This window comes from Xenorhabdus bovienii SS-2004 (assembly GCF_000027225.1).
In the GTDB taxonomy this organism is placed as follows: domain Bacteria; phylum Pseudomonadota; class Gammaproteobacteria; order Enterobacterales; family Enterobacteriaceae; genus Xenorhabdus; species Xenorhabdus bovienii_C.
The window spans coordinates 4,211,014-4,225,498 of record NC_013892.1 but is presented as its reverse complement, the minus strand read 5'-3'; the positions used below and the strand labels follow the sequence as shown (position 1 = coordinate 4,225,498).

The 14,485-nt window shown below is 45.3% G+C and carries 12 protein-coding genes and 1 pseudogene; 8 read left to right on the top strand and 5 right to left on the bottom strand.

From position 1 onward, the window contains the following. Window positions 1-564 precede the first annotated feature (564 nt). The 5 genes from rpmH to mnmE all read left to right on the top strand — a co-directional run bounded on the left by rpmH (window position 565) and on the right by mnmE (window position 4,365). A complete protein-coding gene (gene rpmH, locus XBJ1_RS18910; RefSeq protein ID WP_012990648.1) occupies window positions 565-705 on the top strand; it encodes a 50S ribosomal protein L34 in 141 nt (46 codons plus the stop codon). Between the two features lie 18 nt (window positions 706-723). Next, window positions 724-1,083: a ribonuclease P protein component gene (gene rnpA / locus XBJ1_RS18905; protein ID WP_038180722.1), complete on the top strand. Its 360-nt coding sequence runs from the start codon at window positions 724-726 to the stop codon at window positions 1,081-1,083. Continuing rightward, window positions 1,047-1,307: a membrane protein insertion efficiency factor YidD gene (gene yidD, locus XBJ1_RS18900; RefSeq protein WP_038199624.1), complete on the top strand. Its 261-nt coding sequence runs from the start codon at window positions 1,047-1,049 to the stop codon at window positions 1,305-1,307. Before rnpA ends, yidD begins: the two co-directional genes overlap by 37 nt. 2 nt (window positions 1,308-1,309) lie before the next feature. Further along, the gene (gene yidC, locus XBJ1_RS18895) at window positions 1,310-2,923 is read left to right on the top strand and encodes a membrane protein insertase YidC (RefSeq protein WP_012990645.1); all 1,614 of its coding nucleotides are present in this window, start codon (window positions 1,310-1,312) and stop codon (window positions 2,921-2,923) included. A 77-nt stretch (window positions 2,924-3,000) separates the two neighbouring features. Next, window positions 3,001-4,365, top strand: a complete 1,365-nt coding sequence (gene mnmE, locus XBJ1_RS18890; RefSeq protein ID WP_012990644.1) for a tRNA uridine-5-carboxymethylaminomethyl(34) synthesis GTPase MnmE — start codon at window positions 3,001-3,003, stop codon at window positions 4,363-4,365. Window positions 4,366-4,499: 134 nt separating this feature from the next. Here the strand turns inward: mnmE and XBJ1_RS18885 are convergent, their stop codons facing one another. From XBJ1_RS18885 to XBJ1_RS18870, 4 genes are all read right to left on the bottom strand, one after another. Next, complete coding sequence (locus XBJ1_RS18885) at window positions 4,500-5,318, bottom strand: energy transducer TonB (RefSeq protein ID WP_038199626.1); 819 nt, start codon at window positions 5,316-5,318, stop codon at window positions 4,500-4,502. Between the two features lie 8 nt (window positions 5,319-5,326). Beyond that, complete coding sequence (locus XBJ1_RS18880) at window positions 5,327-8,260, bottom strand: TonB-dependent receptor domain-containing protein (RefSeq protein WP_012990642.1); 2,934 nt, start codon at window positions 8,258-8,260, stop codon at window positions 5,327-5,329. A gap of 62 nt (window positions 8,261-8,322) precedes the next feature. Beyond that, window positions 8,323-9,795, bottom strand: coding sequence for a porin family protein (locus XBJ1_RS18875; RefSeq protein WP_038199628.1), 1,473 nt, complete (start codon window positions 9,793-9,795; stop codon window positions 8,323-8,325). A 130-nt stretch (window positions 9,796-9,925) separates the two neighbouring features. Beyond that, window positions 9,926-10,663, bottom strand: a complete 738-nt coding sequence (locus XBJ1_RS18870) for a Slam-dependent surface lipoprotein (RefSeq protein WP_012990639.1) — start codon at window positions 10,661-10,663, stop codon at window positions 9,926-9,928. 598 nt (window positions 10,664-11,261) lie between these two features. Between XBJ1_RS18870 and XBJ1_RS18865 the strand changes: the two genes are divergently transcribed. Then, entirely contained in the window at window positions 11,262-12,026 is a 765-nt protein-coding gene (locus XBJ1_RS18865) for a GNAT family N-acetyltransferase (protein WP_012990638.1), read from the top strand. Here XBJ1_RS18865 and fdhD read toward each other — a convergent pair. After that, entirely contained in the window at window positions 12,023-12,853 is an 831-nt protein-coding gene (gene fdhD / locus XBJ1_RS18860; RefSeq protein ID WP_041573286.1) for a formate dehydrogenase accessory sulfurtransferase FdhD, read from the bottom strand. The two genes, XBJ1_RS18865 and fdhD, sit on opposite strands and share 4 nt — an antisense overlap. A gap of 212 nt (window positions 12,854-13,065) precedes the next feature. Between fdhD and XBJ1_RS22840 the strand changes: the two are divergent. Continuing rightward, window positions 13,066-13,128 (top strand): annotated as a pseudogene (locus tag XBJ1_RS22840) (hypothetical protein); the annotation flags it as partial. Next, the gene (locus XBJ1_RS18855; RefSeq protein WP_143827741.1) at window positions 13,111-14,034 is read left to right on the top strand and encodes a replication initiation protein; all 924 of its coding nucleotides are present in this window, start codon (window positions 13,111-13,113) and stop codon (window positions 14,032-14,034) included. The pseudogene XBJ1_RS22840 and the gene XBJ1_RS18855, both read left to right, overlap by 18 nt. Window positions 14,035-14,485: the final 451 nt, after the last annotated feature.

The following is a 14,485-nucleotide window of genomic DNA, read 5'->3' as shown; positions in this document are numbered from 1 at the left end:
GGATCGGAGATCATAACGCAAAAGACGGTATAGATCTTCATTCTTTTACACAGCTTTGACGCTTTTTATCCACAGGGAGATCGCCACGCTTTGGCACTCGGAGAATATAAGGCTCGTAGAAGATACTGTAGTGTAATCATGGTATATAGCAAATTCCATTTAGCTATTGTTTAAAATATGATGCGAAAACAACGTGATGATCACGATTAAGGTGTAAGGATCGGTGTATGATCCTTGCGCTTTATTACACAGTCCGTATAATCCTCCACCCTGCGTGTTACGCCAACGATTTTTTCCGGCCATTGGCTGGTTAAGTTTTGGATAAGCACCTCGGGTAGCAAAAGTCTGGTAATGTCTGGTTAAAGTAAAAAAACCGACAGGAAAGCGGTCAGGCTCGCGTCATCTTAGATTGATGGATTGACTAGGGGTAGTACATTTTATTACAATCCTGCCTCTTTCTATATATTGATGTTGCGACTGAGGCATCGGTGTCTACTTATTTCTCACTGGTCGCCAACGAATTTGCTGAATCAGTAACAAATTTTAAGTTAGGTAGAAATCGCTATGAAACGCACTTTCCAACCGTCCGTACTGAAGCGTAACCGTACTCATGGTTTCCGCTCTCGTATGGCCACTAAAAATGGTCGTCAAGTTCTGGCTCGCCGTCGTGCGAAAGGCCGTACTCGTCTGACTGTTTCTAAGTAATAAAGCTAATCATACCACGTGGTTAAGCTCGCTTTTCCGAGGGAGTTACGTTTGTTAACTCCCGAGCATTTCACTTATGTTTTCCAGCAGCCACAACGGGCAAGCTCCGCAGAGATAACCATTCTTGGGCGCCTTAATGAGCTGGGGCATCCCCGCATCGGTCTAACCGTCGCTAAAAAAAATGTTAAACGCGCTCATGAACGTAATCGTATTAAGCGATTGGCTCGTGAAAGTTTTCGTTTAAACCAGCATAATTTGCCTTCCATGGATTTTGTGGTTTTGGTGAGGAAAGGGGTTGCTGAGCTTGATAATCGTGAGCTAACGGAGGCGTTGGGCAAATTATGGCGTCGTCACTGTCGCTTGGTTCGCGGCTCTTGATTGCGATAATCAGGGGCTACCAGTTGGTGATCAGTCCACTGTTGGGGCCTCGCTGTCGTTTTCATCCTACCTGTTCTCAATATGGCATTGAGGCATTGCGCAGGTTTGGAATGATAAAAGGCAGTTGGTTAACAGTGAAACGCATATTAAAATGCCACCCCTTACACGTAGGTGGTGATGATCCTGTCCCACCTAAAAAAAACGAAGATAACAGAGAACATTAACGATGGATTCGCAACGCAATCTTCTTTTCATCGCTTTGCTGTTTGTTTCGTTCTTGGTCTGGCAGGCGTGGGAGAAAGATCAGAACCCACAACCAACGGCACAGATCACGCAACAAGCAAATACGCCGAGTAGTGAAGCTAGCAGTGGGCAAGGTAAACTGATCACCGTGAAAACGGATGTGCTTTCTTTGCACATCAATACCCGTGGCGGTGATATCGAAGAGGCTGATCTGCTGGCCTATCCTGATACCCTCGGTTCAAACAAACCATTCAAACTGCTCGAAAGCACCCCTGAATTCATTTATCAGGCTCAAAGTGGATTAACTGGCACCAATGGCCCAGATAATCAAGCTGACCGCCCGTTTTACCACACCACTCAGGATAGCTACGTTTTGGCTGATGGTCAGAATGAATTGCGTATTCCGATGACTTACACTGCACCAGATGGTGTTGTTTATGTCAAAACCTTCATTTTGAAACGCGGTAATTACGCGGTTTCTGTCGATTACAACATCGATAATGTGACTGACAAGCCGTTGCAGATGGCGTTCTTTGGTCAGTTGAAGCAGAGTGTTGAGCTGCCGAAAAGTCGTGATACTGGCAGCAGCAACTTTGCTCTGCATACTTATCGCGGTGCTGCTTATTCATCCGCTGAAGCAAAATACGAAAAATACAAATTCGGCGATATTGAAGATAAAGCGTTAGCCGTAACGACCAACGGTGGCTGGGTAGCGATGTTGCAGCAATATTTCGCCACCGCTTGGGTGCCGGGCGCAAACTCTACCAACACGTTTTACACTATTGACCTGAAAAACCAGAAAATGGCGATAATCGGGTACAAAGGTGAAACCGTCAATATTGCGCCTAACAGCAAGCAGAATATCTCCTCTACCCTGTGGGTAGGTCCTGAAATCCAGGACAAAATGGCTGAAGTTGCTCCACATCTGGATCTGACTGTTGATTACGGCTGGTTGTGGTTTATTTCTCAACCTCTGTTCAAGTTGCTGAAATTCCTGCATGAATTCATCGGTAACTGGGGCTTCTCCATCATCGCCATTACCTTTATCGTGCGCGGTATCATGTATCCGCTGACTAAGGCGCAATACACCTCCATGGCGAAAATGCGTCTGTTGCAGCCGAAAATTACGGCGATGCGTGAGCGTCATGGTGATGATCGTCAGCGCATGAGTCAGGAAATGATGGCGCTGTACAAAACAGAAAAAGTGAATCCGCTGGGTGGCTGTCTGCCTCTGGTGATTCAGATGCCAATCTTCCTTGCGTTGTATTACATGCTGATGGGTTCTGTTGAGTTGCGTCATGCGCCATTCATTGGTTGGATTGAGGACTTGTCCGCACAAGACCCTTACTACATTCTGCCATTGCTGATGGGTGCGACCATGTTTGTGATCCAGAAACTGTCACCAACGACCGTAACCGACCCTATGCAGCAGAAAATCATGACTTACATGCCCGTCATGTTCACTGTCTTCTTCCTGTGGTTCCCGTCTGGTCTGGTGCTGTACTATATCGTCAGTAACTTGGTCACCATCATCCAGCAGCAGGTTATTTTCCGCAGTCTGGAAAAACGCGGTTTGCATACCCGCGAAAAAAAGTAGCTCTTTAAAAGAGCTGACTAGAAGGCGGTCATTGGCCGCCTTTATTATTTCAGTTGATTAGTCAAAGAGAGAGTTTCATGAATACCACCGATACGATAGTCGCTCAGGCCACTCCTCCGGGACGAGGCGGTGTAGGCATCCTGCGTATTTCTGGCCCTAAGGCGGCGGAAGTTGCTGAGGTGGTATTGGGCAAGTTGCCGAAGCCCCGTTACGCTGATTATTTACCCTTCCGTGATGTGGATGGAACTGTGCTGGATCAAGGCATCGCACTTTACTTCCCCGGCCCCAACTCTTTTACCGGCGAAGATGTGCTGGAACTTCAGGGGCACGGTGGGCCAGTCATTCTTGATCTGCTGTTAAAACGTATTCTGACAATTTCTGCTGTGCGTATTGCTAATCCGGGTGAATTTTCTGAACGTGCATTTTTGAATGACAAGCTCGACCTGGCGCAGGCTGAGGCGATTGCGGATCTGATTGACGCCAGTTCTGAGCAAGCTGCCCGTTCAGCAATGAATTCTCTGCAAGGAACATTTTCCCATCAAGTCCACCAAATGGTGGAAGCGCTTACTAACCTTCGTATCTACGTTGAAGCGGCGATTGATTTTCCTGATGAGGAAATTGATTTTCTTTCCGATGGCAAGATAGAAGCCAGGCTGGATGAAGTGATTGAAGAACTTGATCACGTCCGTTCACAGGCACGCCAGGGGAGTTTGTTGCGTGAAGGGATGAAAGTAGTTATCGCGGGGCGGCCAAATGCGGGAAAATCCAGCCTGCTTAACGCATTGGCTGGCCGAGAAGCGGCGATTGTCACCGATATCGCAGGTACAACACGCGATGTTTTGCGTGAGCATATTCATATTGATGGAATGCCGCTGCATATTATTGATACGGCGGGGCTGCGCGAAGCGAGCGATGAAGTGGAACGCATTGGTATCGAACGCGCATGGCAGGAAATCGAGCAGGCGGATCGGGTGCTGTTTATGGTAGATAGCACGACCACGGATGCCGTTGAACCTGCGAAAATCTGGCCGGAATTTATGGCAAAGCTGCCTGCATCACTGCCTGTTACCGTGATTCGCAATAAGACCGATATGACCGGAGAAGAAACCGGCGTATTAGAAGTAAGTGGTTACTCATTAATCCGCCTCTCCGCCCGTGAGGGAAAAGGTATTGATTTGCTGCGGGATCATCTCAAAGAGGCGATGGGTTTCAACAGCAATACCGAAGGGGGCTTTCTCGCCCGTCGCCGCCATTTACAGGCGTTGAACACGGCAGCAGAACATTTGCAGGAAGGCCATCAACAACTGGTTTTTGCCCGTTCAGGGGAATTGCTGGCGGAAGAATTGCGACTGGCGCAACAGGTATTGTGTGAAATTACCGGTGAATTTACTTCGGATGATTTGCTGGGACGGATTTTTTCGAGCTTTTGTATTGGGAAATGAATGGGTGAAAAAAATACCTAATGTTCTTATTTTAACCTCAGCTTCGTTTAAAAATAGCGATATCACAATCCCGTAAATTCAAGCTCGGTTTTCTAGGTTGGAATGTATAAGCAATTAAGCAAATCTCAGGTTATTTAATTCAGCTCAAAATCAATTTTAAGCGTTACATCGGGTGCCATATCTACCGGTTTGGGTCCAACCGAACTGGCGCGGGCGATGGCATCCAGCGCGGCATCATCCAGTACGCTGTTGCCAGAGGAATTGATCACTCTGGCAGCCGTGAATGAACCGTCATTAAGCAGAGTAAAACCAATGGTCACTGTGCCTTGTTGTTTCATTCGCTTTGCTTTACGGGGATAACGTTTGTGGCTTTCAACTTCTTGCTTGAGTCTTGACTGGTAATTATCCAGCGCGCTATTGCCCTGACCCACCAGAGGCTGTGTGGTTGCGGCTCGGCTCATGCTGCTTTGTGCATTGATTTGATCAGTGCCGCTGGTTTCAAATTCTTCATTATTGTCTTTCTGAACTTGTGGTGATGGTGCTGATTTTTTTTCTACCTTCTCCTGTGGTTTTTCTTTTTGCTGTTTTTGGCGTTTTTGCGGTTTGACGGATTCCAAGGGTTTTTCCAGCCTGTTTTCGGGCTGAACCGCTTTATCCAGAGCAATTTCTGGCTTTGTCGGCGATTCAGGCGCGGTGATCAACGGGGGCGGAGGAGAGACAGGCTCTGGCTCATTTTGCCATGACGAAGCGGCTACCATCGTGATGGAAAGCCCTGTTAAGGGCGAACTTTGGTTTACATGATGAGCGCTGTCATCATATGAGGAATGTCGATTGAACAGCCATATCAGACTGATATGCAATAAAATGGCAATCAGGATACCAACCAGAAGTTGCTTTCCGGGCAGTAGCGGAAAATGGTTGGTTGGACTCTCCAATATGGCTGTGTTGGTCATATCATCCTCTAAAACTGGCTGGTAATACTGAGTTTAAAGGTTCTCCCCGGCGCAGGTATCATGGAGCGTGTCAGGGGATCGAGATAGTAGCGATTGGTTAAGTTCGTTCCGGTCAGTTCCATCGATAGGGTTGGCGTGATCTGGTAGCTAACATAGGCATCGACGGTGAAAACCGGATTCCAGCGCATTGGGTTATTTGATTGGCCCTTATAGACATCAGGTAATGCTTCCATCAGCCATTTTTCATCTTTGTTCTCTGCTTTGCTGTGGTAAAGCATCCGGCTGCCCAGCTCCAGCTTCTCATCAAACAGGCGCCCGCCGACAGTCAGATTCGCTGAATATTGGGGCTGAATGGAAGTACGCAGATAGCCTCCCGCAAAACCGCCATCAATACATTCTGGTATATCGTAGCGATTCAATGAATTCATTCTCAATGAAGAATTGTTGTCGCACACTTTATTTTTCAGGTTGTAGGTTAATCCCATATCGGTAAAGAAACTGCCATTGTCGTAACGCGCCTGTAGTTCCAGACCGGCAAGTTTCTGTTTGTCCATTTGAGAAAATTCATAGGTGTTATCCCGGTCAAATACATTTTCAATCACGGTGTTGTAGTAAGAAACTTTGATATCGGCATGGCGTTCAGCATCAACCAATTGGCTGAAATCATAGACGAACCCAACTTCAGTGGTTTTGGCTCGTTCGGGTTTGAATTTTTGGCCTACGCGATTGCTTTTGTTACCGGAGAAACCCACAGTGTCTTCAAAAATACTGGGCATTCTGACGGCTTCGGCATAGCGGGTATAGATACGGAAATCATCCGTTACATAGGCAGTAGCAGAGAAAGTGGGCGCCCACGCGTGATCTTTGCGTTTAGAAGCAGGTTCCCAGGGATCAGCATCAGGAATCTCACGCCTTATACCATTTGCATCAACTCCTGAGCCATATTCATACTTATATCCCTCTTTACCCGTGATTGGGTCGATAATCTTTTCCTGCATATCCAACTGCCCATTAAAGTAGGGGTTATCGCTTTTATTAAGTTGGCCATTGCTGGAATTGTAGAGCCAGTCGACTTCTTGACGAACCATTTTGCGCTGCTGCCCATCGCGGGAGGTGATATCTCCTGTCTTTACCTTAAAATATTCAGTTCGTTCTTTCCTACTCATTTTAGACAGTTTTTTCTGTTTTATATAAGCTTCTCTTTCGGTCATCGTTCGGTAGTAACTTATTTGATGTCCGGTGGTTTCCGAGTTATTTCTATAACGGTCATCTCTTGCTGCACGTCGTTCACTAAGAAAATCATCTTTGGACCAATAGGAGACACGTTTGGCACCGGCACTTAGTGCCAGCCATGATGTTGGTCGCCAGTCAAAGTTAAAGGCGAGATTGATTTCCTGACGCTGCCCTTTCCGTGCTGGCGACTGGAAGAAGTACATATTTAAGGGATTGTAGCCATCATTGGAGTCGAGATGCTCACGTTGGAAATTCCCCATTAAGGTCAGATCCAAACTGGAGGCCAAGGTAAATTTATTGGAGATATCCACGCCCCAGCGATTGTTTTGGGCATTGGTTTTGGCGGTATCAATCAATGTGCCATCAATGTGAGAGGCTTTGACACCACTGCCATTATCCCAAGAGTAGTCCCTCTCTACAGGTGTTCGGGGATATCCCCCAGCGGTATTAGTATTGCTTGTCGTGCGGGTCGCCCAGAGATTCATATCAAAATCGATATAGGGGTTGTCCGCCGCTTGCCATTTATAAGTCAGATTGACGGCTTGCTGGTGGACATTCGCCAGTGGCCATTGTGGAACAGCATTATCTTCGGCCTTCACCCAGCCCAAGCGCGAAGGCATGATATCGCCAAATTCCATGTGAGTATTGCGAAAACCTAACTGTAATGCCTGATCATTGGTGAGGCGCCAAGTATTTTTGATTAATACGGAGCGCATCTCACTGGAAGTATTGGGTACTTCATTGCCGGGGCGATAGATACGGGCAGCAAACGGTAGGTAAGGATCTAACGTTGTTTTATAGCCATTCATTAATTCGGTATCTGCTGCCGTAATAGGTTCATCATAGCGGTGTGCACCGCCTTTGCCGGCAAAATAATTCCCCTGACGACGGTGGCTATAAGCCAGCATCAGATCAAAATATTCCTGCCGAGTTCCTAATGCGACCCGGAAGGCATTATCTTTAAATCCGGGAAATTTATTGTCTTTTGACGAATGGGGCGTGATTTTCAACTCAGGATCAGCTTCGACGCCATTTTGGATAAAGTTGGGAACATCGCGGTAGTCTTGTCCCAGTACCAAAGAAGGCTTGCGTTCCTTAACTGAATTGCTGCTGGTTTCCACTTTGGTATTGATGCCGAAAGTTTCCCCTTTTGGTACGACATCATCAATGGTTAATGTTTTGATAACCACGGCTCCGCCGATTGAACCTTTGATGTTGCGGCTCAGGGAAGGACCTTTTTCAATTTCGATGCTACTGATTAAATTGGGATCAATATAGTTGCGGTTATTGGCGCCATTATAACCGCGCCCCACTGTAATAGCCTGCTCCGTACCATCAATAGTGACGGGAATGCGCCCTTGCCCCTGAATACCACGGATATTGATATCCAAAGCGCCGCTATTACGGGCATCACCGCTGTAGACACCCACCGCACCTTTTATCAGATCGGCGGGAGATGCTCCTTTATAGCGCTCTATCTGTTCCTTGCCGATATAGATATTGGAGATATCTTTGTCATAGACCGCATTATGACCGGCTTCATCTTTATCACTGTTATCCGTGACACTAATTTTGCCCAAATCCGTCTGCTTGCTTGGAGAAGTGACGGTAGATTTGGGTTCGGCAAACAGGGGAGGTGCTGTCAGCGAAAATGCCAGTGATAGTGCAATTGTAATGGGGGTTAGCTGTATTTTAACTCGGTATACCATTGATATTCCTTGCCTCAATTTGTCAATCATCATCACGCAAATAGAAAATCATAACTTATTGATTAAAAATATTTTTCCAGCCTCAGCAGTACTTCGTTTTTGTTATAGTTGTACAGCCAATTCACACTGCTGTGATTGCGTCGATGGCGGAAAGTGATAGAGGGGGTCATACCCAATATTTCAGCGGCAGGGACTTTAATGACGGCAGTATAGATCTGTTCATCATCCTGACGTCTGGCGAGCAGTATCGGGCTGTAAGCACCAAAGCGCCGCTCTCGCAGTGTGGCAGACAGTGAGCCATTAATACCGGGGTAGATCTGTCCGGATACGCCTGCCCGAATTCCCCATTGTTGATAGCGATCCGCCGGTTGCGGATTGTTCCGATAGACCCAGTCACCGCCACCAAATATGACAAATTCTTTGCTGATGGCATGGGAAAGAGTGAGATAGGATGAGGAGAGGTCGCCATTTTTCCAGTGGTAACGCTGCTGATGCCGCAGTTGTTTATGCTCCAGTTCGATATTGAGAGCTGTTTTAGGGCTGAATGTTTGTCTCCATTCCGTTTTGACACCTGTGGCGCGGTAATAGGTATCACCCGCCCGATGTTTATATTCAAACAGGGGGCCAAAAGAGAAATCGTGATTTCTGCTTTTGTAGTTGTATCCGCTGACCAGCAGGACGGTATTTTCATTTTCAGCGTGGTAATCACGGTAGTTTTCGCCATAAATCAGGCCACGTCCAAAAATGCCGTGATGACCGGAAAGTTGGTAACGTCGGCTTAATGTGGCGTCATAAGACATCCCCCACTTTTTAATGGCTTTTGGTATCCGGCGTTCCTCCTGGCAACTCCCATCAGGGTTATATTCAAGGCAGGTTGATTCCTGATCCGGAGACATATTGACATTATCGTTATAGGCATAACCTACCGAAAAAGAGCCACGCCAGTCACTTCTCAATGCTATCGCTTTCAAATAGCTGTTGATATTTTTCAAGACCGTTTCCGGTAAGAGGTTCTGTTCACTCAATCCTACAAACAGTTGCTCGGCTTCCCGATTTTTATGATTTTCAAAATAAACACGGGCCAGTTCCAGCTTGATGCGTGTGAAGTCGGGTTGTTGGTTCAGGAGCTTTTGATAATGATAGGCGGCGAGATCCAAATCGCCTTCAAAACGCGCCAGGCCGCCCTGGGCAAAAGAGGCCAGCATGACATCATGCCCGGATAGTTTTTGATAAGCCGTCAGAAAACGTCTGACGTCCGGCCACTGTCGATGGTTAGTGGCAAGGTATAGTGCCTGACCGATGTTATCGAGGTTGTTTTCTACCTGAAATGTCTGTCCGTTAATGACTATCGATGAAGCACCATCCTCAATAAAAATAGGCTCTGGCGTTATCAGATCAGCTTCATTTTCTTGTTGATTGTGCTGCGCCTCCTGCCAGATTTTGCGGTTGGTATCTTCATCAGCATAAACCGGCAGGGAGAGACATAAGGCCATCAGTGCCGTTAATAATATTGGGGTTGTTATATTGTCAGACATCGAAAAACCAGCTCACAAGGCTCACGTTATTAGAAATAAATAGCCAGAAATCAATAGCGATAAATAAAACGGCAATAAACAAAACAGAGAACAATGCCATTTTTGGCATTGTTCTCTGAAACATTAGCAATTACTGTTTCGAACCACCGAAAGCGGTATCCTTGGATTGATCATCAAATTTGGCATATCCCGCCAGACTGGAAGCACCATCACCAAAGAAGTGACCTTGGGTTTCTCCCTCAAGATCACCTGTTGTAGCAAGACCTGAGAATTGGGCATCAGACTGGATATCGGCATCAATGCTGACTGTCATAGCGGTATTTTCTATGGAGCCGATCAGCGTTTTTTCACCAAAATCTGCCGTTAATGTGCCGGAAAGGGCATTGTCACCGCTGTACTGGTTAATACCGTTCACCACATAGGTAGCTGTACCGTCGGTTGGCATATTGGTGGTAATGTCCTTGCCCGCATAATAAACGGTATGGGTTGTGTCTGTTGCATTACCTGTCTGTGACCATTCGCCAAAGTAAACGTCCGCATTGGCGACTTTGCTGAAATGAAATACACCCATACCACCGTGAGAGCCGGGTGCGCCTGCCATCGAGATATTATGAATACCATTGCTGTCAGCAGGAGCCATACGGGTTAATCCGGAAAAGCCGATGAGCATACCGTCACGAACGGAACTGACGCCAATGCCTGGTTCATTACCTGAGCCACCGTGTGGACTTGAACTCGCTTTGGTGGCACCAACCTTAATGTGAGGTGTAGTGTCTTCTTGACTCTGGCCAAATCCAACACTTGCCTGAGCTTGTGCCATAAACCCTAATGCGCCTAACGCGGCGACTAATACATTGATCTTTTTCATCATTATCCTCATTTAGAATCGGGGGATCCCTCGTTACCCAATCATAAAAACGGCCTGATTTATTGCGCGAAGAAAACCTACACCTTTCAAATGATAATGTAAATGATAATTATTATTATTTATTCTGGGTTTTACAGAGTTTATTAATTAAAATTTGAGTCTAACTTATTAAATTTCGATGCTTTTTGCTGTTTTAGCGTAAGAAAGCAACAATCTACTTTTTACTAAAAATGTGACGCAGGTAGATTTAATCACCTGATATTACGGTGTTATTAGTCATGTTGTTTTTTGCAAAAAATCCTTAAATCATTTATTTAATCAAGTTATTTTAATTATTCCATTAATGAATACCATTATAGAAACTAATGTTTTTAATCTGGCTATATAAGCATTTTTACGTAGATATATCTTCGAATGAAAAATAAAGATAATGTGTTAATGATTTAATATTAAGAATTGAATTTGAGCAGGAATAAATAAATTTAATGATAAATTAAATTTATCATTAAAGATGGGTATCTTACGGGAATATCGTATATGTGCAATTCTCTGCTTACTATGTTTAATTTATACCCAATAGAGTTAATCGGGGGTAATTATGGACGCTAAAATAATCATTCAATCTGCGGAAGAGAGGACTGATTTAGACGAACAAATATATGATCTCGTTCGTCATTTATGGCCTTTTTTTATGAATCAGGATCCTGTTGCTCAACAACATTGGGAAAAATTATATGAACCTGATTTTAGCCGCTTCCAAAAATTTGCCATTCTGCAACAAGGGCAGGAAGAGCGTCTTATTGGGCTATTGAATGCCATTCCTTTCCCGTGGGAACAGCACTCTTTGGATCAATTGCCGGATGAAGGATGGGATGCCGTGTATTGCGCTGGGATGGCAGCAAAAGGAAAACAGCAACCGACTCTGCTGTCAGCGCTTTCGGTGACTGTTGCCCCTGAATTCCGTGGACATAATGTGCCTGCATTATTAATCAACAGCGTGAAACAGACTGCCCGTGAAGCGGGATTGCAGGGTTTTGTGGTTCCGGTCAGGCCGAGCCTGAAACGTAGTTATCCCCTGCAAGACTTCGTTCAGTACTGTGAATGGAAAAATGAAAAAGGCGAGCCTTTTGACCCTTGGATCCGCACTCATTGGCGTTTGGGGGCAAAAATCATTAAACCGGCACTACGCTCCATGGATATTTACGGTACTGTGGCGGAATGGCAAGAATGGACAGGCATGAAATTCCCACAAAGTGGGGAATACATCATTCCGGGTGGGTTGGTACCGCTGCTGGTGGATATTGAAAAACAGATGGGCTACTACATTGAACCCAATTTGTGGATGTTCCACAGTCTTGATTAATCCACCAGCCGTTGTGGATGGGTATATACCGTTGCCCGTCCCGGCTTGCAGAAACCCACGAGGGTCAAATTGCATTTCTCTGCGACTTCGATTGCCAGCGAGGTGGCGGCAGAAACAGCAAACAAAATTTCTACACCGCACATAGCCGATTTTTGTACCATTTCATAACTGGCGCGACTGGAAACTAATACCGCACCCTGCCGCCAGCCCGTTTTGGCTCGTATTCCCAATAATTTATCCAGTGCAACATGACGGCCAACATCCTCACTGCCGCCAAGCAATACTCCTTTAGCATCAATCCAGCCAGCAGCATGCGTACAGCCTGTAGCTGCGCCGATTTCCTGAAGACGGGGTAATTGTGCAAGCGCCTGATCAAGATAATCCCATGAAAAAGTCTGGGTGAAAGGCAAGGGGGGGATCGGGCGGAAAATTTCGGCAATCTGTTCGGTGCCACAGATGCCACAACCGGTTCTGCCTGCCATGTTGCGTCGGCGTTCTTTTAATTCCGTAAAACGACGGCTGGAAAGTTCGATATGCAGCTCAATACCGCCGTGGCAACTGATTACGGTATCTATGCCGTGAATTTCGTGTGGGGAAGTGATAATGCTTTCTGATAATGAAAAGCCCATCGCGAAATGGTCGAGATCTTTGGGGCTGGCCATCATCACAACATGGGAAATACCGTTGTAGACCAATGCAATCGGGATTTCTTCTGCCACCCAGTCCGGTTTTGGGTTATTCAGATGGTTTTTTTGTTGCACATTGATACGAGTGGCTCCGCAAATCTCGTCGATCATTAACCTGTTTCCTGAATTTGCATTATCCATTAGGCGAATTCCCCATCAGATTCGTTCATGATACTGTTTGTGTGGATAAATCGTGAGCGTAGGGAGTTTACACGATTTAAACGGATGATGTTGATGACAGGCAGAATCCATAATGAAAAGAAAAATATTCATAAATCTAGGCCCAAAATTACATACCTACGGGTTTTCCGTCGGGGTATGTGTTAATGAACAATGTGAGTGAGGAGATCCCCATGCAAGTCAGCAGAAGGCAGTTCTTTAAGATCTGCGCTGGCGGTATGGCGGGTACGACGGTAACTGAACATGAAACAAAACTAATTTTGTGTTGCGTAGCGTTACTAAATCCATCATTGGAAAATCCAACTGAAGAACAACGAACGGTCACATTCACTTATCAGGAGTATGCGAAGATGATGGGACTCACTCTTGATAATGCCTATCATCGTCTAACGAATGCGACACGAGAGCTTATGAGTCGAACTGTACAGATTCTGTACCCTACAGGAGATATTGACAGAGAAATATTTCAATGGGTCAACTACGCAAAATTCAACCGTAAGACACAATCAGTAACGCTTACTTTCAGCCCTCACATTCAGCCTTTTCTTTTCCAATTAAAAAGATTTATCAAGTACAACCTAGAACACGTCAAAGCCTTCGAGAACAAATATTCCATGCGAGTATATGAATGGCTTCTCAAAGAAATAACACAACGAAAAGTGTACAAGGCAAATATTGAAATAAGCATAGATAAATTTAAATTCATGCTAATGCTTGATAAGCAGTATACAGATCTAAGGAACTTCACTACTAGAATATTAAATACCGTCACAAAAGACTTAAACACCTACAGCAATATGAAATTAGAGATTAAAAAACGAGGTCGTCCTGCTGACACATTAATATTCCAAGTCGAGTTAGATAGGCAGATTGACCTTATTACAGAGCTGGATAAAGGCTCTGTAGCGACATCAAAAAAGGCAACTAAACCAACCAATAGCACACCAGAAGCCCATCTACATGGAGGACTGAGAAAAACACTACACGATGCACTAACCGCAAAGATCCAACTCACTGGTTTTGAGGCGAAATTTCTTGGTGACATGCAAAGTAAGTACGACCTCAATGGTTCATTCTCGTGGCTGACGCAAAAACAGCGAACCACACTAGAGAATATTTTGGCTAAATACGGAAGGATCTGAGGTTTTTATGGCTCTTGTATCTATCAGTGAAGCATCAAGGTTGACAAATAAACCGACCTGAACGGGTATCGGCCAACCCAAAGGTTGCCCTGCCTGAACCGCCATATCTACATATGTTCATGGCTGCGCATATAAAAAAACACGCTAGTGCGTGTCGATGCGCCGTTTAGTCTACCGGGTTTCCACGCCCGTGCCACAGATTTTGCGGTGACGTATTTACGTCACCGCAACCTAAACAACACGTCAACAATATTTATCGAAATAATTGTCAATTGCGTCACAAAACGCCATTTTTACTACTAATGATTTATTTCATTTGGGATAATGTTACGGGAAATTTTTCAACAATGGACATGTTATGCTATTCATCGCTATTTTATTTATGATATTTGTGTGTTTTTTTACTCTAACGATGTTTGTTAATTATTTTTTTATATTTAAAAGAAATTTT

Bases quoted from the DNA above. Each gene is read 5' to 3' on its own strand.
- rpmH (WP_012990648.1), top strand. From the start codon at position 565: ATGAAACGCACTTTCCAACCGTCCGTACTGAAGCGTAACCGTACTCAT.
- yidD (WP_038199624.1), top strand. From the start codon at position 1,047: ATGGCGTCGTCACTGTCGCTTGGTTCGCGGCTCTTGATTGCGATAATC.
- yidC (WP_012990645.1), top strand. From the start codon at position 1,310: ATGGATTCGCAACGCAATCTTCTTTTCATCGCTTTGCTGTTTGTTTCG.
- mnmE (WP_012990644.1), top strand. From the start codon at position 3,001: ATGAATACCACCGATACGATAGTCGCTCAGGCCACTCCTCCGGGACGA.
- XBJ1_RS18885 (WP_038199626.1), bottom strand. From the start codon at position 5,318: ATGACCAACACAGCCATATTGGAGAGTCCAACCAACCATTTTCCGCTA.
- XBJ1_RS18880 (WP_012990642.1), bottom strand. From the start codon at position 8,260: ATGGTATACCGAGTTAAAATACAGCTAACCCCCATTACAATTGCACTA.
- XBJ1_RS18875 (WP_038199628.1), bottom strand. From the start codon at position 9,795: ATGTCTGACAATATAACAACCCCAATATTATTAACGGCACTGATGGCC.
- XBJ1_RS18870 (WP_012990639.1), bottom strand. From the start codon at position 10,663: ATGAAAAAGATCAATGTATTAGTCGCCGCGTTAGGCGCATTAGGGTTT.
- XBJ1_RS18865 (WP_012990638.1), top strand. From the start codon at position 11,262: ATGGACGCTAAAATAATCATTCAATCTGCGGAAGAGAGGACTGATTTA.
- fdhD (WP_041573286.1), bottom strand. From the start codon at position 12,853: ATGGATAATGCAAATTCAGGAAACAGGTTAATGATCGACGAGATTTGC.
- XBJ1_RS18855 (WP_143827741.1), top strand. From the start codon at position 13,111: ATGGCGGGTACGACGGTAACTGAACATGAAACAAAACTAATTTTGTGT.